Consider the following 17,115-nt stretch of genomic DNA (forward strand, 5'->3'; position numbering starts at 1 on the left):
GCGCGGTCGGCCTCGACCCGGGTACCAGGTTCCGGTCGCCTCGCCGGGCCGACTAGGGTGCCGTTCACGTCCGGTTGGCTGTGCAACTTCGACCGGATGACGTCTGCACCTGAACGATCGGAGTCCCCCCGTGTCCAGCCTCTGGCCCGCCGGCCCGCGCCGCGTCCTGGTCGTCGGCATCGACGGCGTCCGCCTCGACCTGCTGCCCGAGTTGGACACCCCGCACCTGGACGCGGTGGCGGCGGCCGGCTTCCTGGCCCCCGTCGAGGTGGACGAGGCCACGCCCACCATGTCCGGCCCGTGCTGGGCGACCATCGTCACCGGGGTGACGGTGGCCAAGCACGGCGTCTTCGGCAACCACCTCGGCGGCAACCGGCTGGACGTCTTCCCGGACTTCACCACCCGGCTGGCCGAGGTGCACCGGCGCCGGACCTTCGCCGTGGGCGGCTGGGAGCCGCTCTTCCTGGCCCGCCAGGGCGGTCCGCTGTTCGCCGCGCCCGGGCGGCTGGCCTACATCGCGCCGCTCGAGGACAGCCCCGAGGCCTGGGAGGTCTGCGACGAGCGGGCCACCACCGAGGCGGTCACCGTGCTGACCGGCGACGACGACCCGCAGGCGAGCTTCGTCTACCTGGGCGCGGTGGACGAGACCGCGCACTTCCTGGGCTGCGGCGAGGAGTACCGCCACTCGATCGAGGCCGCCGACGTCCGGCTCGGCCGGCTGCTGGCCGCGCTGCGCTCCCGCCCGGGGTACGCCGAGGAGGAGTGGACGGTGATCGTGGTGACCGACCACGGCCACGTCGACGCCGGCGGCCACGGCGGGCGCAGCACCGTGGAGCGCACCGCCTGGGTGGCCGCCAGCGGTCCCGGCCTGCCGCCCGGCGGCGAGGTGCTGCCGGTGCGCCACGTGGACGTGGCCGCGCACGTCTACGCGGCGCTGCAGATCGTCCCCGACCCGCACTGGACGCTGGACGGCCGGCCGTTCACCCCGGTGGGCACCCTGCAGCCGGCCGGCTGAGGCCCGGGACGCGACTCAGGCCAGCGCCTTGACCAGCCGCTCGAAGGCCAGGTCAGGGCGCTTCGGCAGGCCGAAACGCTCGTCGCCGTAGGGGAACGGCGAGAGCTCCCCGGTGCGGGTGAAGCCGCGCCGCTCGTACCAGGCGATCAGGTCCTCGCGCTGCACGATCACCGTCATCTCCAGCGAGGCCGCGCCCCACTCGGCGCGCGCGAACCGCTCGGCCTCGGCGAGTACCGCCCGGCCCACCCCGCCGCCCTGCTGGGCGGGCCGGACCGAGAACATCCCGAAGTAGGCGCCGGCCGGGCGCCGCTCCACCGTGCAGCAGGCGAGCAGCTCGCCGGTGCCGGCCCGCTCGGCGAGCAGCACCCGGGTGTCGGGGCGCTCCAGCGTCTCGGCGACGGACCGCGCGTCGGTGCGCTGCCCGTCCAGCAGGTCGGCCTCGGTGGTCCAGCCGACCCGGCTGGCGTCGCCGCGGTAGGCGGACTCCACCAGGTCGACCAGCGCGGGGACGTCGTGCGCGGTCGCGGGACGGAAGACCAGATCGGCGGCGGTTGCCATGCGTGTACTCCAGACGGCAGACAGATGTCCTGGCATCGTGCCACGAGGACACCCCGGATGGGCCAGCCGGACGCGGGGCGGAGCCGCTCGCGGGCGAGGATGGGACGGTCCGTAACCGTTCGATCACCCGGGAGTGCTGAGCCGCATGCACCCGCGCGTCTTCGCCATCATCACCGCGGTCCTGCTCGGGGCGCTCGGCCTCGGGGCACTGGCCGTCACCGACTGGACCCCGACCGCCGCCGGCCCGGCGGGGCGGGCCGCGCCGGCCGCGAAGGCGGTGGCCGCCGCCTCCCCCACCGGCGATCCGGCGGTCTGGACCCGCAGCACGCTGCGCAACAAGCTGATGACCGAGATGGCCGCCACCGACCCGGGCGTCGCGCTGGCCGACCTGGACCGGATCACCAAGGCGAAGCCGTACACCGTCCGGTTCTGCCACCCGATCGCGCACGAGCTGGGGCACACGGCGGTCAAGCGGTACAACTACGACTTCGCCAAGGTGCTCTCCTTCCCGCACGACACCTGCGCGGAGGGCTACCTGCACGGCGCGGTGGAGGAGATGCTGGCCGCCTCCACCGACCCGGGCAACGACCTGCTCAAGCTCTGCCAGCCGCAGATGAGCGGGCCGTGCGTGCACGGCACCGGCCACGGCACGATGTTCGTCACCAAGCAGAACGTGCCGGCCGCCCGCGACCTGTGCAGCCGCTACGGCTCGCAGAGCCGGATCATCACCTGCTCCGAGGGCCTGTTCATGCAGCTCTTCGGCCCCGACGAGGAGGACGAGAACGCCAAGGCGCAGCTGCCCGCCGACAAGCTGGCCGCCGAGCCGCTCTATCCCTGCCCGGAGCAGCCCGCGCTCTTCCAGTCGGCCTGCTACTTCTACGCGCCGACCTTCTACCTCTCCTCGCACGACTACCCCGACCACCCCGAGGTCTACGCCCAGGCGCTCAAGTGGTGCCTGAACGCCCAGGCCACCGGTGGCGCGAACGACTGCAGTCGAGGGGTCGGCTCGCGCACCATGAAGTACAACCTGGACCGCGAGGACTGGGTGGGCCAGCAGTGCGCGAGCGCGGCGGACAGCTGGCAGCGCAAGGCCTGCGTGGACGGGATGGTGAGCTACTACACGGTCAACTACACCGACCCGGGCGCCGCCGGGCGGCTCTGCGCGAAGCTGACCGACCAGGAGATCGCGCGGGACTGCCGCTCCTCGGCGCACCTGTCGGGATCGCTGGACTGACCGGCACGTAGCATCGGCGGCATGTCCGAGCCGCAGTTCCGCGAATCCGCCCGTGCCACCGCCGACCTGGTCGCCGACTACCTGGCGGCGGTGCCCGAGCAGCCGGTGTGGCAGCCGATGGACCCTGCCGCGCGGGCCCGGCTGCTGGACGCGCCGCTGCCGGCCGGCGGGCGCGACCTGGCCCAGCTGCTGAAGGTGATCGAGGAGCAGGTGCTGCCCGCGCCGATGGGCAACGGCCACCCGAGGTTCTTCGGGTGGGTGAACTCGGCGCCCGCTCCGGCCGGGGTGCTGGCCACGCTGGTCGCCGCCGCGCTCAACCCGAGTTCGGCCGGCGGCGACCACGCGGATGTGCACCTGGAGCGGGCGGTGGTGCGCTGGACGGCGGAGCTGGTCGGGTTCCCGCATCCCCCCGGCGGTGGGCTGCTCACCTCGGGCACCTCGATGGCCACCATCGTCTGCCTGGCCGCCGCGCGCGGTCGGGCGGCGGCCCGAGCCGGACACGACGTGCGGGCCGAGGGGCTGGCCGGACTGCCCCCGCTGGTCGGCTACGTCAGCGGGGAGACCCACTCCTGCGTGCGCAAGGCCGCCGAGCTGCTGGGGCTGGGCAGCCGGCAGCTGCGGGTGGTGGCCGGTGACGCCCAGGGGCGGCTGGACCCGGTGGCGCTGCGCGCGGCCGTCGCCGAGGACCGGGCGGCCGGGCGGCTGCCGTTCCTGGTGGTGGCCTCGGCCGGGACGGTCAACACCGGCGCGGTGGACCGCTTCGAGCCGATCGCCGACCTCTGCGCCGAGCAGGGCCTGTGGCTGCACGTCGACGGCGCGTACGGGGCGTTCGGGGTGCTGGACCCCGAGATCGCGCACCGCTTCGCGGGCCTGGCCCGGGCCGACTCGCTCGCCCTGGACCCGCACAAGTGGCTGGGCGTGCCGGTGGACTGCGGCTGCGCGCTGGTGCGCGACGCCGAGCAGCTGCGCGAGACCTTCAGCCTGGTCCCGGCCTACCTGCGCGACGAGGAGGCCGGCGGGCTGGGCTGGTTCTCCGAGTACGGCATCGAGCAGACCCGCCCGTTCCGCGCGCTCAAGGTCTGGGCCACCATCGCGCACCGGGGCCGCGAGGGCCTGGCGGCCGACATCGCGCACTGCACCCGGCTGGCCCGCCGGCTCGGCGAGCTGGTCGAGGCCGATCCCGGCCTCGAGCTGCTGGCGCCGGTGGAGACCTCGATCGTGGCCTTCCGGGCCCGCCCGGCGGGTCTGTCGCCGAGCGAGCTGAACGCGCTGAACCAGGCGCTGCCGCTCGCGGTGCAGCGGCGCGGGCGGGCCTTTGTGACCGGCACCGTGCTGGCGGGACGGGAGGCGGTGCGGGCCTGCCTGCTGAACGCCGCCACCACGGAGGCGGACCTGGCCGTGCTGCTGGCCGAAGTCCGGTCTGCCGCAGGTGATCTGACTACCCGACAGTAGCCTCGACCAGCCCGTCGGTTTCCCCGCAGACATTTACCGCGTGGTCATAACAGATTCGTGATCGTGAAACACCAGCGCGTCATGGTGGGGTCATGACTCGATCGCCATCCTCTGCCCACCGACCCGACCACGCGTCCGGCCACCCGGCCCAGCAGACCTCCCGGGCCCAGCGCCGACTGGCCAGGACGGCGCGCTGGCGCCGCGAGACCGTGGAGCTCGCGGCCGTCTTCCTCGCGGTGGCCGCCGCCGACCTGGTCGCCGACGTGGTGGTGCACGGCCACGACGGCCCCGTGCTGCTGGCCGCCTCCGCCGCCGCACTGCTCGCCACGGCGGTGTTCCACAGCTGGTGGTCCCATCGCCATCCGCACGGACCGCCGGGCCCCGATCCGGTGGCTGAACGGGAATCGGCCGAGGCCGGCGGTCCGCTCGCCGAGCAGACCCGGCTGTGGCGGCTGCGGGCCACCGTCTCGGACGCGCCCGGCTCGCTGGCGGCCGTCAGCGCGGCGCTGGCCGAGCTGCGGATCAGCATCATCTCGCTGCAGACCCACCCGCTGCCGGACGCCACGGTGGACGAGTTCCTGCTGCGCGCCCCGCGCTCGCTGCCCCGCACCGCGCTGACCGAGGCGGTCGCCAGGGCCGGCGGCCGGGAGATCTGGACCGACCCGGCCGACGCGCACGACCTGGTGGACGTGCCGACCCACGTGCTGGCGCTGGCCACCCGCACCGCGCTGGACGCCGCCGAGCTGCCCGTCGCGCTGCGCCAGCTGTTCGGCCAGGTCACCATCCGGCAGTTCCCGGCCCGCGGCGAGCACGCCGGGGCCGCGCCGCGCCTGGCGGGCCCGGTGATGCTGCTGCCCGCGCCCGGCGGCGAGCTGATCGAGCTCTCCCGCCCGCACCTGCCGTTCACGCCCACCGAGTTCGCCCGGGCCAAGGCGCTGGTCGAGCTGGACACGGTGCTCGGGCCCCGGGTGCCCGAGGTCGAGGACCAGTTGCGGCTGCCCGGTGCCGGCGGGCCGCAGGAGGCCGAGCTGACGGTGCGCCGGGCCCACCCGGGCGACAAGGCGGCGGCGCTGGCCATGCACCGGCGCTGCTCGCCGGCCACCCTGCGCCGCCGTTACCACGGCCCGGTCGCGGACGCCGACCGCTACCTGGGCCACCTGCTCGACCCCCGGCACGGCCAGACGCTGACCGCGCAGACGGCCGACGGGCGGCTGGTCGCGCTCGCCCACCTGATGTGGGACGACGACAGCGCGGAGCTCGCCGTGCTGGTGGAGGACGCCTGGCAGCGCCGGGGCCTGGGCCTGGACCTGCTGCGCCGAATGGCGGCGCTGGCCGCCGAGGCCGGCGTGGCCACCGTCTACGCGGTCACCCAGGCCGGGAACACCGCCCTGGTCGCCGCGATGCGGCGGCTGGAGCTGCCGCTGGACTACCAGGTGGCGGACGGCACCCTGGTGATCACGGCACACCTGGCGGGCGCGGCGGAGCAGCTGCCGAGCCCGTGGCCCTCGGTGCCCGGGGGACGCTGAACACCGCGCGGGTGGGGGCGGTTCCCGGCTGCCGGGGCCGCCCCCTCGGCGTGCGCGCCGGGCCGCCGCCGGGGCGGGGCAGCCGCCCGGCGGCCGGTCGGGCGGGCGGCTGGGCCAGGGGTCGAAGAGGTGTCAGGCGCCCGACCGGGCAGGGCAGGAAGGGGGCCGTGGCTCGGCCTGCTTCCGATGAGCCGTTAGGCTGGCCCCGTCCCTGCCCCCTGACGACCCCGTACGAGGTCAGAGGGGGGTCGTCGCCTAGAGGAGGAACCCCTGAGCATGCCAGGCACCGGATCGGAGGCCGCAGCCACCGGCGCGCGCGACTCCTCACTGCCCGCCCGCTCCAAGCTCGCCGTCACGGCGGGCAAGGTGGCTGCCGCCGCCTCCCGCTCGGTCGGCCGCGGCAGCGGCTCGGTGATCGGCGGCAAGGTCGCGCTCAGGCTCGACCCCGACCTGCTCGCCCGCCTCGCCGACCACCTGGACGTGGTCCTGGTCAGCGCCACCAACGGCAAGACCACCACCACCCGGCTGATCGCCGAGGCGCTGCGCGCCGCCGGCCCCGTGGTCTCCAACGCGCTGGGCGCCAACATGCCGGCCGGGATCACCTCCGCGCTGGCCGGCGGCTCGGACGCGCGCTACGGCGTGATCGAGGTGGACGAGAAGTACCTGGCGGGCGTCGCCCGGGACACCCACCCCAAGGCCATAGCGCTGCTCAACCTCTCGCGCGACCAGCTGGACCGGGCCGCCGAGACCCGGATGCTGGCCGAGAAGTGGCGCGAGGGCCTGCAGGGCACCGAAGCGGTGATCATCGCCAACGCGGACGACCCGCTGGTGACCTGGGCCGCATCCTCCTGCCAGCGGGTGGTCTGGGTGGCCGCCGGACAGGCCTGGAAGGAGGACGCCTGGTCCTGCCCGTCCTGCGGCGGCGTGATGCAGCGTCCCGGCGACGACTGGTACTGCCAGGAGTGCGGCTTCCGCCGTCCGCAGCCGCACTGGGCGCTGCAGGGCAGCCACGTGATCGACCCGAACGGCGCCGCCTGGCCGATCCAGCTGCAGCTGCCGGGCCGGGCCAACCTGGCCAACGCCACCAGCTCGGCCGCGGTGGCCGCGGTCTTCGGGGTGCCGCCGCAGACCGCCCTGGAGCGGATGCAGTCGGTCTCCGCGGTGGCCGGCCGCTACGACGTGGTCAACTACCAGGGCCGCGACGTGCGCCTGCTGCTGGCCAAGAACCCGGCCGGCTGGCTGGAGACCTTCTCGCTGATCGACGGCCCGCCCGCGCCGGTGATCCTCTCGGTGAACGCGCTGGACGCGGACGGCACCGACACCTCCTGGCTGTGGGACGTGGACTACGAGCGGCTGCACGGCCACCCGGTCTTCGTGATGGGCCAGCGCCGACTCGACCTGGCGGTGCGCCTGGAGGTGGCCGGGCTGCAGTTCCACGTGGTGGAGACGCTGGAGGAGGCGGTCCGGATGGCGCCGCCCGGGCGGATCGAGGCGATCGCCAACTACACCGCGTTCCAGCAGCTGCGCAAGGTGGTGGCCGGGTCATGAGCACTCCCCCGCAGCATCCCGGCTACCCCCAGCAGGGCGGACCGCAGCAGGGCGGCTACCCCCAGCAGGGCTACCCGCAGCAGCCCGGCCAGCCCTACCCGGGCCAGCCGTACCCGGGCCAGCAGCCGCCCGCCGGCTACCCGCAGCAGGGCGGACCGCAGCAGGGCGGCTACCCCGCCCAGCAGCCGCCGCAGGCCCCGGCCCCGCAGCCCGGTGGCCAGCCGCACCCCGGCTACCAGCAGCCCGGCTACCCGGCCCAGCCCGCCAGGCCTGCCCAGCAGCAGGCCGTCCAGCAGCCGCCCGCGCAGCCGGGCCAGCCGCAGCCCGACCCGCAGCACTATGGAAGGCCTTCCAGGATGAGCGACAGCAGCCTGCGGCTGGTCTGGGTCTACCCGGACCTGCTCAGCACCTACGGCGACCGCGGCAACGCGCTGGTCGTGGAGCGCCGGGCCCGCCAGCGCGGGCTGAACGTGCAGCGGGTGGACGTGCGCTCGGACCAGCCGATCCCGACCAGCGGCGACATCTACCTGATCGGCGGCGGCGAGGACCGCCCGCAGCGCCTGGCCGCCGAGCGGCTGCGCCAGGACTCCGGGCTGCCGCGCGCGGTGGACAACGGCGCGATCGTCTTCTCGGTCTGCGCGGGCTACCAGATCCTGGGCCACGAGTTCATCAACGACCTGGGCCAGCGCGAGCCGGGCCTGGGCCTGCTGGACGTCTGGTCCACCCGCGGCGAGGGCGCCCGCAGCGTCGGCGACGTGCTGGCCGAGCCGGACCCGCGGCTGGGCCTGGCGACGCTGACCGGCTTCGAGAACCACCAGGGCGTCACGCACCTGGGTCAGGGCGTCGCGCCGCTGGCCCAGGTCTCCGTGGGCGGCGGCAACGGCGACGGGAACGGCACCGAGGGCGCCTGGCGGGACACCGTCTTCGGCACCTACCTGCACGGTCCGGTGATGGCCCGCAACCCCGCGGTCGCGGACCTGCTGATCAAGCTGGCACTGGACGTCAACGCGCTCCCGCCGGCCGACACCACCTGGTACGACGCGCTGCGCGCCGAGCGGATCGCGGCCACCGGCCGCCAGCCCGCCTGAGCCGCCCGACCCGTCGGACCGCCCGATCCTCGGCCGGGCACCGGCAGGCTGACGGCCTGCCGGTTCTCAAGGGATCGTCGATCGGAGCGGGCCACCCTCGGTGCGTACCGACACCCGTCGGTCGGCCCGAGTGAACGTCTCCCGTGAACGTCTCCCGCCCGCCTGGTGTCCAGCATCCGGCGGCGGGAGCCTCCACCTCGCGAAATAGCGACAATAAAGCTCGTCGGATGCAACCCTCCTCGGCAGCCGGCACCTCAGCGCGGGCGCGCCGACGACGCCGCTCCCGTGCCTGCTCCCGCCTGGCCGGAGGTGGGGGCCGCTAAGATCAGCTTCGGCTTGATTTGTCCGATTCTGACCCCGCCCTTCCAAGGTGGTAGTCCGGCCATCCGGTCCTTCCCCCAGCCTGGCGGCTGGGCGGTGCCCCCAGTGGAGTTGCAGAAACAATGCGTATTGGTGTGCTGACCAGCGGCGGCGACTGCCCCGGCCTGAACGCCGTGATCCGCTCCGTGGTCCACCGGGGGGTGGTCGACCACGGCGACGAGATCATCGGCTTCCAGGACGGCTGGCGAGGCCTCCTCGAAGGTGTCCACCGCCCGCTGACCCTCGACTCGGTCAGCGGCATCCTGGCCCAGGGCGGCACCATCCTGGGCTCCTCCCGCGTCCAGCCCAGCCACCTGCGCGACGGCGTGGAGCGGGCCAAGCGCTACTGCGCCGACCTCGGCATCGAGGCGGTGATCCCGATCGGCGGCGAGGGCACCCTCAAGGCGGCCAAGCTGATGAGCGACGCCGGCCTGCCGGTGGTCGGCGTCCCCAAGACCATCGACAACGACATCGCCTGCACCGACGTCACCTTCGGCTTCGACACCGCCGTCTCGGTGGCCACCGAGGCGCTGGACCGGCTGAAGACCACCGCCGAGTCGCACCAGCGGGTGATGGTGGTCGAGGTGATGGGCCGGCACACCGGCTGGATCGCGCTCAACGCGGGCATGGCGGCCGGCGCGCACGCCATCGTGGTGCCCGAGCGCCCGTTCCACATCGACAAGCTCACCGAGGTGGTCCGCGAGCGCTTCGAGCGGGGCAAGAAGTTCGCCATCGTGGTCTGCGCGGAGGGCGCCAAGCCCGAGGCCGGCACCATGCACTGGGAAGAGGGAACCCGGGACATCTACGGCCACGAGCGGTTCACCGGCATCGCCACCCAGCTCTCCGGCGAACTGGAGCACCGCCTGGGCAAGGAGGCCCGCCCGGTGATCCTCGGCCACACCCAGCGCGGCGGCACCCCCACCGCCTACGACCGGGTGCTCGCCACCCGGTTCGGCTGGCACGCCGTGGAGGCCGCGCACAAGGGCGCCTTCGGGCACATCACCGCGCTACAGGGCACCCAGATCAACCTGGTGCCGCTGGGCGAAGCGGTGGCGGACCTGAAGACGGTCCCGGCCGAGCGCTACGTCGAGGCCGAGATGGTCATCTGACCGTCCGACCCGCCACCTCCCTGATGCCCCGCCACCCCGGCGGGGCATCAGTGTTCAGTCCGGGGGCGCCCGCAGCGGGCAGGTAAGCCGGCCGTAGTCTGGGTGCCGACGAAAAACGGACGAACCGGACCTGAGGCGGCCGGACGTCCCTGGGCACAACGGAAAGCGGGACCGCCGATGGACGGTATGACAGGGATGCACCACGGGGACGAGCTGGGCCCGTTCTCGCTCCACTCGGTGCTCACCTGGTCGCCCGACTGGCCGTTCCTGCTGGGCTGCCTGGTGGCGCTCGGCCTGTACGGCACCGGTGTCGTGCGGCTGGCCAGGCGCGGCGACCGCTGGCCGATCGGGCGCTCGGTGGCCTGGGTCCTGGGTGTGCTGACCATCGTCGCGGTGACCTGCTCGGGGCTGAACGACTACGGCATGGTGCTGTTCAGCGCGCACATGATGCAGCACATGGTGCTCAGTATGCTGACGCCGATCCTGCTGCTGCTCGGCGCGCCGATCACGCTGGCGCTGCGGGCGCTGCGCCCGGCCGGCAAGGGACGCCCGCGCGGGCCGCGCGAGCTGCTGGTGGCGCTGCTGCACAGCCGGTACGTCAAGGTGCTCTCGCACCCGGCCTTCACCATCCCGCTCTTCATCGCGAGCCTCTACGGCCTCTACTTCACCCCGATCTTCGACACCCTGATGCAGACCCGGATCGGGCACATCGCGATGATGGTCCACTTCCTGGCGGCCGGCCTGCTCTTCTTCTGGCCGATCATGGGCGTGGACCCGGGCCCGAACCGGCCCGGGCACGTGATGCGGATCATCGAGCTGTTCATGGGGATGCCGTTCCACGCCTTCTTCGGCGTCGCGGTGATGATGGCCACCAGCCCGCTGGTGACCACCTTCAACTCGGCCATGGCCCCGCCCGGCACCGACCTGATGGCCGACCAGAAGATGGCCGGCGGGATCACCTGGGCGTTCGGCGAGATCCCGACCGCCGTGGTGCTGATCGCGCTGGTCTTCCAGTGGTCCAAGTCCGAGCAGCGGCAGGCCACCCGCACCGACCGGGCCGCCGAGCGGGACGGCGACGCGGAGCTGGTCGCCTACAACGCCTACCTGGCCTCGCTGGAGAAGCGCGGCAACCGGCCGGCCCAGGCGGGCTGAGCACCGCTTTCGCTCCTCGACGGGACCCCGTGCGCCGATCCGGCGGACGGGGTCCTTCGCTGTTCGGCGGCGGGCCGGCCGCACCGGAGTTGGCCGAGAGCGCATCACGCAGGGAACACAACTTCCCCGAAATTACATCGAACTGATGCTCCATCAGGATATAACCGTGGTCTCAGCGAATCCCGAGGGGGGACCCATGAAGCGCAAACTCGCCCTGGGCTGTTCGGCACTGGCCTTGGTCGGTGCCCTGGCCGGCAGCGCACCCGCGATGGCCGCCGCACCGTCCGGCACCCCGGTCAGCGGCACCGACGAGGCCGTCTCGCTCTCCGGCGAGGTGGTACCGGGCTACGGCGATCTCGGCGTCTACTGGACACCGGTGGGCACCGCCGACACCACCGGGCCCACCCAGATCACCCTGGACCTGCCGTCCTGGATGTCCGCCGAGGACATCATGGTGACCGACTCCACGGTGGACTTCACCTTCACCAGCGCCATCTCGCCCGACGGCCACCACGTCACCGCCGTCTTCACCGGCACCCGCAAGCCGGGGCAGACCGAGTTCATGGAGGTGCACGTCACCTCGGCCAACCCCGTTCCGGCCAGCGTGATCACCGCGACGGTGAGCAACCGGGACGACCGCAACCCGGCCAACAACGTGGCCACCCTGGGCATCGGCGGCGAGAGCGCGCCGCCGCCGGTCATCCCCGCCGCACCTCAGGTCCGCAGCCTGGACACCTTCACCGGCCCCGGTGCCGGCGGGACCACGGTGAACATCGGCGGCACCGGGCTGACCAACAGCATGGTGCTCTTCGGTGACACTCCGGCCACCGGTGTCTCCTGCACCGACACCAGCTGCACCGCGACCACGCCCGGCGGCTGGGGCCTGGCCCCGGTCACCGTGGTCACCCCCGGCGGCACCGCCTACGCCCCGGGCGCGTTCCTCTACACCGGCCCGCCGCCGCCCGCTCCCCCGGCGCCCGTACTGGCCAACCTGTGGGTGAACAGCGGGCCGTCGGCCGGTGGCAACTGGGTGGCCCTCGGCGGCACCAACCTGACCGGCGGCCAGGTCTTCTTCGGTGACCGCCCGGGCCAGGACGTCTCCTGTGGAGCCACCATGTGCACCGCCACCGCGCCGGCCGGCACCGGCACGGTCGACGTCCGGGTGCTCACCCCGGGCGGGATCACCGCCGTGGCCGGCGGGGACCAGTACACCTACACCGGCTGACCGCAGGCCCGGCGCGGGCGGCCGGCGGCCGGCGGCGAAACGGTCCGAGGGCCGCCACCGCTCGTGCCGGGCCCGGGGATGGTGGCAGGCTGGAGGGGCTGGGCGGTGATCGCGATGACGGTGTTCTACGGCAACACGCACCACGGGCGGACCTTCCGGGACCGCGCCGAGGCCGGGCGACTGCTCGGCGAGCGGGTGCGGGCCTGGGGCGCCGACGCCCCGGTGGTGGTGGGTCTGCCCCGGGGCGGGGTCCCGGTCGCCTACCGGGTGGCGCAGCTGCTGGACGCGCCGCTGGACATCCTGGTGGTCCGCAAGATCGGCGCCCCCGGGCAACCGGAGCTGGCGCTCGGCGCGGTCGGCGAGGGCGGCATCCGGCTCTTCAACCACGACATCATCGCCGCGCTCGGGATCACCGCCCACCGCCTGGAGCAGCTCGCCGACGCGACCGCCGCCGAGGTGGCCGAGCGGACCGGGCTGCTGCGCGGGTCGCTGCCCCCGCTGGAGGTGACCGGGCGGGCGGTGGTGCTGGTGGACGACGGGATCGCCACCGGCGCGACCGTGCGGGCGGCGATGGCGGTGCTGCGCCGGCGGGAGGTGAGCGAGCTGCTGCTGGCCGTCCCGGTGACCGCTCCAGAGGCCCTGCGGGTGCTCGGCCCGCTCGCCGACGACCTGGTCTGCCTGAGCGCGCCGCCCTCGTTCCAGGCGGTCGGGCAGTTCTACAACGACTTCGAGCAGACCACCGACCAGGAGGTGCGCAGGCTGCTGGACCTGGCGGCGGCCCCGCGCGGCAGCGGTGAGGCGGGCTAGCGAAGGAAGCAGGGCGGCGGCGCGCCCGTGACACCACCGGACCGTCCTGCCCGTACGGTCGTGTCCAGGTGCGGGATCGCAACGTCGCGGGAGGTCAAGGTGCGGCACTATCGGTGGATCCTCGAGGTCCAGGACGACGACGGCCGCTGGTCGCAGCGGGACGGTGCCTCGATGTCGAATCCGCTCGCGATGTCGAATCCGCTGGAGTACGACGGACCGCCCCAGCAGGTGGCGAACCATCTGCGGGACGTGTTCGTCCGCACGCTCTCCGGACCCGCCCCCGGCCCCCGGGCCGTCAGGGTCGGTGTCCGGGAGGAAGGCGAGCCCGGTTCCGGCGGTGCCCAGGCCGAGAGCGAGTGGTCCCGAGAGTAGTACCCGAGCCTGGAGTAGTACCCGAGCCTGGAGGAGTACCCGAGCCTGGAGGAGCACCCGAGCCTGCCGGGTCGGCTACATCGGCCCGGACCAGGCGGCCGCCCGGGTCCGGGCGACGCGCGCCCGAGCGGCGGCCTCGTCGGGGCCGCCGGTGGGCTCGGCGGTCGACGGGAGGATCTCCGAGCCCGCTTCCCAATCCGCCAGGCCATCGACCTGATCGGCACCGATCAGGGCGCTCGCGGTACGCATACTCGCCGGGTCGGCGGCTCGGGCCATCAGCCGAGCGGCGTCGACGATGTCCGTGGCCGGCGGGACGACGAGCAGTTCGAGTCGCCGCGGGGTGTAGGAACAGACCATGATCATGTGCTGGTCCTGCTCCTCGCTGAACCAACCCACGTGCACCAGGTGTCCCGCCACCGGGATCCGCCGCGGGATGACCGGCCACTGCGCCGGGTTCACGGTGATCCGCAGGACCTCTCCCCACTGCTTTTCCAACTCAGCAGCCAGGGAAGGGATTTCGAGGAGAAGGTCACGCGATCGGGGCCACCAGGCGCCATCCAGGCGGCCCGCACGTACACCGTCAGGCGCGAGCGACAGCCGCACGGGATGGTCGATGGGTGGCGGCGCGGTCACGCGGCCGAGGGTCACAGTCATGATGAAGGACCTGTCTCCGGACCCCATGTGGATGGGGTCCGGCAGAGGCGTTCGCCGGAGACGACGCCAGTGTCCTGTGCCGGCATGCGAAGTGCCTTCGGTGACTTCCAGGTTACTCCGCGCGAAGCCCGAGCGGACACGGTCGCGTCGGCCGATGTCCGCCGGCCCGCCCGCACGGCGGAGCGGCTACGCGCCCGCCATCACCGCCGTCGGGTCCTGGTAGACGGCGTCCAGCGACAGCAGCGCCCCGCCTCGCGCGGTGCCCGTCAGGCCGAGTTGGGACAGGACGATCTCGCAGCCGCCGGCATCCGGTGCCATCACCAGGGCGTGCACCTGGGTGGTCACCGCGTCGATCAGGTGCTCGCCGAAGTAGGCGAAGTGCCCGCCCAGGACCAGGAGTCGGGGGTTGAGGATGTCGGCGAGCAGGGCCAGGCCGGGCGCCAGGTGGTCGGCGATCCGGCTCAGCGCCGCCAGCGTGCGCGGGTCGCCGGCGTGCGCGCGGCCGCGCAGCTCGGCCAGCCGCTGGCCGAGGTCGATCGTCGGGTCGCAGACCGGGTCGGTGGGGTCGGCGGCGTAGCGCAGCAGCGCGTCCCGGCCGACCGTGGTCTCCCAGCAGCCGCGCCGCCCGCAGGCGCAGGGCTCGTCCGAGGGGACCAGTCGCAGGTGCCCGACCTCGCCCGCGTATCCGCCGGTGCCGCGCACGAGTTGACCGCCGGCGATGATGCCGACGCCCACGCCGGTCTGGCCGGTGACGTAGACCAGGTCGCGCACGTTGTCGGCGGAGGCCAGTACGTATTCGGCCAGTGCGCCGAGCTTGGCGTCGTTCTCCAGGTGCAGCTGCGGCGTGCCGGGGCCCAGCCGCCGGCGCAGTCCGGCCAGCGCCTGGACGTCCCGCCAGCCGATGTTGGAGGCGTACTTGACCACTCCGGCGTCCATGTCCACCGCGCCGGGGGTGGCCAGGGTGACGCCGACGACCTGGCCGCCTTCGTCGCGCAGGGCGGCCGTCCCGTCGGCGGTCAGCCGGGCCACCGCGTCGAGCGCGGCCTCGGGGCCCACCGCGCGTACGTCGAGCGGGGTGCGCCGCTCGAAGGTGACCTCGCCGCGCAGGTTGAGGGCGAGCAGGCTGATGTAGTCCACGTTGATCTCGGCGCCCAGGCCGTGCACCCGGCGGCCGTCCACCTCCACCGCCTGGCCTGGCCGGCCCACGGCGCCGCGGTCGCGGGCCGCCTCGCCCTCCCGGACCAGGGCGCCGTCCAGCAGTTCGGCGATCAGGTGGGAGACGGTGGCCTTGGGCAGGCCGGTGTCCTCGGCGATCCGGGCGCGGGAGCGGGGCCCCTCGTCGCGCAGCAGTCGCAGCACCATGCTCAGATTCGCCCGCCGGGACGCGGACCGGTCCCGTGCGACGGCCGGCCGTGCCATGGCCAGCTCGCGCACACCCGTCCCCCGTAGCGCCTGCTTCACCGACAGCTCCTCTCGTGTGTACGAGCCCAGACTATTGACTTGAGCGAAGTTAGTTCAAACAATAGCCGAACGAATTTGGCTTGTTCAATCCTGTCCGAGCCTGATCGGTCTCGTGCTCTTCCCCCCACGACCTCCAGGAGACGTACGTGAAGGCAACATCCCGCTCCCTGGCCGCCGCGATCGCGGTCCTCACCGCCGCGACCCTCGCCAGCGGCTGCTCCTCCAGCGGCTCCGGAGCGGCGGACTCGGCCGGCTCCGCCGGCGGCGTGGTGAAGCTGGACTTCTGGGGCTGGGCCCCGGGGTACGACCAGTCGGTGGCCCTGTTCAACCGGACCCACCCGAACATCCAGGTCACCTTCGACAAGACCGCGTCCGGCTCCAAGGGCGGCTACACCAAGATGCTCACCGCCGCCAAGGCCGGCAACGCCCCCTGTCTGGCCCAGGTCGGCTACGAGACGCTGCCCAGCTTCGCCGCCGCCGGCGCGCTGGAGGACGTCACCAAGTACGCCGCGCCCGGCAAGTCGCAGTTCGCCGACTGGACCTGGCAGCAGGTCACGATCGGCGGCCAGACCTACGGCATCCCGGTGGACACCGCGCCGATGGCCCTGATGTACCGCAAGGACCTGTTCACCAAGTACGGCATCACCACGCCCCCGGCCACCTGGGACGAGTACGCGGCCGACGCCGCCAAGGTGCACGCCGCCGACCCGAGCGTCTACCTCGGTGACTTCGGCAACGACGCCTACAACTACGCGGGCCTGGCCTGGCAGGCCGGCGCCGGCTGGTTCGGCACGGCCGGCGACCAGTGGCAGGTGAGCGTCGACAGCGCGGCCAACCAGAAGGTGGCCGGCTACTGGCAGGGCCTGCTGGACAAGAAGCTGCTGAAGACCGACCCGAGCTACGACCCCTCGCTCTACAGCGACCTGGCGAACGGCACGGTGCTCTCGGACGTCAACGCGGTCTGGGACGCGCCGATCATCGCCAGCAGCGTCAAGGCCGGCGCGGGCCAGTGGGCCGTCGCCCCGATGCCGGTCTGGGACGCCGCCGACCCGGTGTACGGCAACGACGGCGGCTCGGCCACCGCGGTGCTCAAGGGCTGCGGCCACGCCAAGGAGGCCACCGAGTTCGCCACCTGGATGAGCACCGACGCCGACAGCGTCAGCAACCTGATCAAGGTCACCGGCATCTACCCGGCCGCCACCGCCGGCCTGTCCAACCCCGCGCTCAGCGCGCCGGACCCGTTCTACGGCGGCCAGACCATCTACGACGTGTTCAAGGGCGAGAGCGCCCACATCACCACCAACTGGCAGTGGGGGCCGACCATGACGCAGACCGCCACCGACCTCGGCGACGGGCTCGGCCAGGCCGGCACCGACGGCACCACGCTGCCGAACATGCTCAGCACCGTGCAGAGCAAGACGGTGGCCGGGATGAAGCAGCAGGGCCTGACCGTCGCGGGCGGCTGACCCGCCGCCGACCGACCCGCGCCACGCCCGGGCACGGAAAGCCCCGGGCACGGAAAGCCCCGAGCACCGAAAGCCCTGAGCACCGAAA

The 17,115-nt window shown here is 73.5% G+C and carries 15 protein-coding genes; 12 read left to right on the forward strand and 3 right to left on the reverse strand.

Going from position 1 to position 17,115, the window contains the following annotated elements; all coding sequences use genetic code 11:
• The first annotated feature begins 130 nt into the window (after window positions 1–130).
• Window positions 131–1,015 (forward strand): alkaline phosphatase family protein, encoded by an 885-nt coding sequence (locus OG403_RS03510; RefSeq protein ID WP_329561317.1) that lies wholly within the window; start codon window positions 131–133, stop codon window positions 1,013–1,015.
• A 15-nt stretch (window positions 1,016–1,030) separates the two neighbouring features.
• On the opposite strand, the gene OG403_RS03515 is transcribed toward OG403_RS03510, so the two are convergent.
• Window positions 1,031–1,573, reverse strand: coding sequence for a GNAT family N-acetyltransferase (locus tag OG403_RS03515; RefSeq protein WP_329561319.1), 543 nt, complete (start codon window positions 1,571–1,573; stop codon window positions 1,031–1,033).
• A gap of 145 nt (window positions 1,574–1,718) precedes the next feature.
• Between OG403_RS03515 and OG403_RS03520 the strand changes: the two genes are divergently transcribed.
• The 10 genes from OG403_RS03520 to OG403_RS03565 all read left to right on the forward strand — a co-directional run bounded on the left by OG403_RS03520 (window position 1,719) and on the right by OG403_RS03565 (window position 13,446).
• Window positions 1,719–2,807, forward strand: coding sequence for a hypothetical protein (locus OG403_RS03520; RefSeq protein ID WP_329561321.1), 1,089 nt, complete (start codon window positions 1,719–1,721; stop codon window positions 2,805–2,807).
• Window positions 2,808–2,828: 21 nt separating this feature from the next.
• Window positions 2,829–4,259 (forward strand): pyridoxal phosphate-dependent decarboxylase family protein, encoded by a 1,431-nt coding sequence (locus tag OG403_RS03525; RefSeq protein WP_329561323.1) that lies wholly within the window; start codon window positions 2,829–2,831, stop codon window positions 4,257–4,259.
• Between the two features lie 92 nt (window positions 4,260–4,351).
• On the forward strand, window positions 4,352–5,785 hold the full coding sequence (locus OG403_RS03530) for a GNAT family N-acetyltransferase (protein ID WP_329561325.1): 1,434 nt from the start codon (window positions 4,352–4,354) through the stop codon (window positions 5,783–5,785).
• A gap of 276 nt (window positions 5,786–6,061) precedes the next feature.
• Entirely contained in the window at window positions 6,062–7,333 is a 1,272-nt protein-coding gene (locus OG403_RS03535; RefSeq protein ID WP_329561326.1) for a MurT ligase domain-containing protein, read from the forward strand.
• A gap of 356 nt (window positions 7,334–7,689) precedes the next feature.
• Window positions 7,690–8,421: a type 1 glutamine amidotransferase gene (locus OG403_RS03540; protein WP_329572083.1), complete on the forward strand. Its 732-nt coding sequence runs from the start codon at window positions 7,690–7,692 to the stop codon at window positions 8,419–8,421.
• A 443-nt stretch (window positions 8,422–8,864) separates the two neighbouring features.
• Window positions 8,865–9,890, forward strand: a complete 1,026-nt coding sequence (locus OG403_RS03545; protein WP_329561327.1) for a 6-phosphofructokinase — start codon at window positions 8,865–8,867, stop codon at window positions 9,888–9,890.
• A 195-nt stretch (window positions 9,891–10,085) separates the two neighbouring features.
• Entirely contained in the window at window positions 10,086–11,042 is a 957-nt protein-coding gene (locus tag OG403_RS03550) for a cytochrome c oxidase assembly protein (RefSeq protein ID WP_442911043.1), read from the forward strand.
• 196 nt (window positions 11,043–11,238) lie between these two features.
• Window positions 11,239–12,267 (forward strand): IPT/TIG domain-containing protein, encoded by a 1,029-nt coding sequence (locus tag OG403_RS03555; protein ID WP_329561330.1) that lies wholly within the window; start codon window positions 11,239–11,241, stop codon window positions 12,265–12,267.
• A 114-nt stretch (window positions 12,268–12,381) separates the two neighbouring features.
• Window positions 12,382–13,074: a phosphoribosyltransferase gene (locus OG403_RS03560; protein ID WP_329572085.1), complete on the forward strand. Its 693-nt coding sequence runs from the start codon at window positions 12,382–12,384 to the stop codon at window positions 13,072–13,074.
• 99 nt (window positions 13,075–13,173) lie between these two features.
• Window positions 13,174–13,446 (forward strand): hypothetical protein, encoded by a 273-nt coding sequence (locus tag OG403_RS03565; RefSeq protein ID WP_329561332.1) that lies wholly within the window; start codon window positions 13,174–13,176, stop codon window positions 13,444–13,446.
• 75 nt (window positions 13,447–13,521) lie between these two features.
• Here the strand turns inward: OG403_RS03565 and OG403_RS03570 are convergent, their stop codons facing one another.
• On the reverse strand, window positions 13,522–14,100 hold the full coding sequence (locus OG403_RS03570) for a DUF5994 family protein (protein WP_329561334.1): 579 nt from the start codon (window positions 14,098–14,100) through the stop codon (window positions 13,522–13,524).
• Between the two features lie 186 nt (window positions 14,101–14,286).
• Window positions 14,287–15,561: an ROK family transcriptional regulator gene (locus tag OG403_RS03575; protein WP_329561336.1), complete on the reverse strand. Its 1,275-nt coding sequence runs from the start codon at window positions 15,559–15,561 to the stop codon at window positions 14,287–14,289.
• 146 nt (window positions 15,562–15,707) lie between these two features.
• Between OG403_RS03575 and OG403_RS03580 the strand changes: the two genes are divergently transcribed.
• On the forward strand, window positions 15,708–17,027 hold the full coding sequence (locus tag OG403_RS03580; RefSeq protein WP_329561337.1) for an extracellular solute-binding protein: 1,320 nt from the start codon (window positions 15,708–15,710) through the stop codon (window positions 17,025–17,027).
• The last annotated feature ends 88 nt before the right edge of the window (window positions 17,028–17,115 follow it).

The organism is Kitasatospora sp. NBC_01266 (assembly GCF_036242395.1).
Lineage (GTDB): Bacteria > Actinomycetota > Actinomycetes > Streptomycetales > Streptomycetaceae > Kitasatospora.

Excerpts from the sequence above, each read along its gene's own strand:
- OG403_RS03515 (WP_329561319.1), bottom strand. The coding sequence starts at position 1,573 with ATGGCAACCGCCGCCGATCTGGTCTTCCGTCCCGCGACCGCGCACGAC.
- OG403_RS03520 (WP_329561321.1), top strand. The coding sequence starts at position 1,719 with ATGCACCCGCGCGTCTTCGCCATCATCACCGCGGTCCTGCTCGGGGCG.
- OG403_RS03525 (WP_329561323.1), top strand. The coding sequence starts at position 2,829 with ATGTCCGAGCCGCAGTTCCGCGAATCCGCCCGTGCCACCGCCGACCTG.
- OG403_RS03530 (WP_329561325.1), top strand. The coding sequence starts at position 4,352 with ATGACTCGATCGCCATCCTCTGCCCACCGACCCGACCACGCGTCCGGC.
- OG403_RS03535 (WP_329561326.1), top strand. The coding sequence starts at position 6,062 with ATGCCAGGCACCGGATCGGAGGCCGCAGCCACCGGCGCGCGCGACTCC.
- OG403_RS03540 (WP_329572083.1), top strand. The coding sequence starts at position 7,690 with ATGAGCGACAGCAGCCTGCGGCTGGTCTGGGTCTACCCGGACCTGCTC.
- OG403_RS03545 (WP_329561327.1), top strand. The coding sequence starts at position 8,865 with ATGCGTATTGGTGTGCTGACCAGCGGCGGCGACTGCCCCGGCCTGAAC.
- OG403_RS03550 (WP_442911043.1), top strand. The coding sequence starts at position 10,086 with ATGCACCACGGGGACGAGCTGGGCCCGTTCTCGCTCCACTCGGTGCTC.
- OG403_RS03555 (WP_329561330.1), top strand. The coding sequence starts at position 11,239 with ATGAAGCGCAAACTCGCCCTGGGCTGTTCGGCACTGGCCTTGGTCGGT.
- OG403_RS03560 (WP_329572085.1), top strand. The coding sequence starts at position 12,382 with ATGACGGTGTTCTACGGCAACACGCACCACGGGCGGACCTTCCGGGAC.
- OG403_RS03570 (WP_329561334.1), bottom strand. The coding sequence starts at position 14,100 with ATGACTGTGACCCTCGGCCGCGTGACCGCGCCGCCACCCATCGACCAT.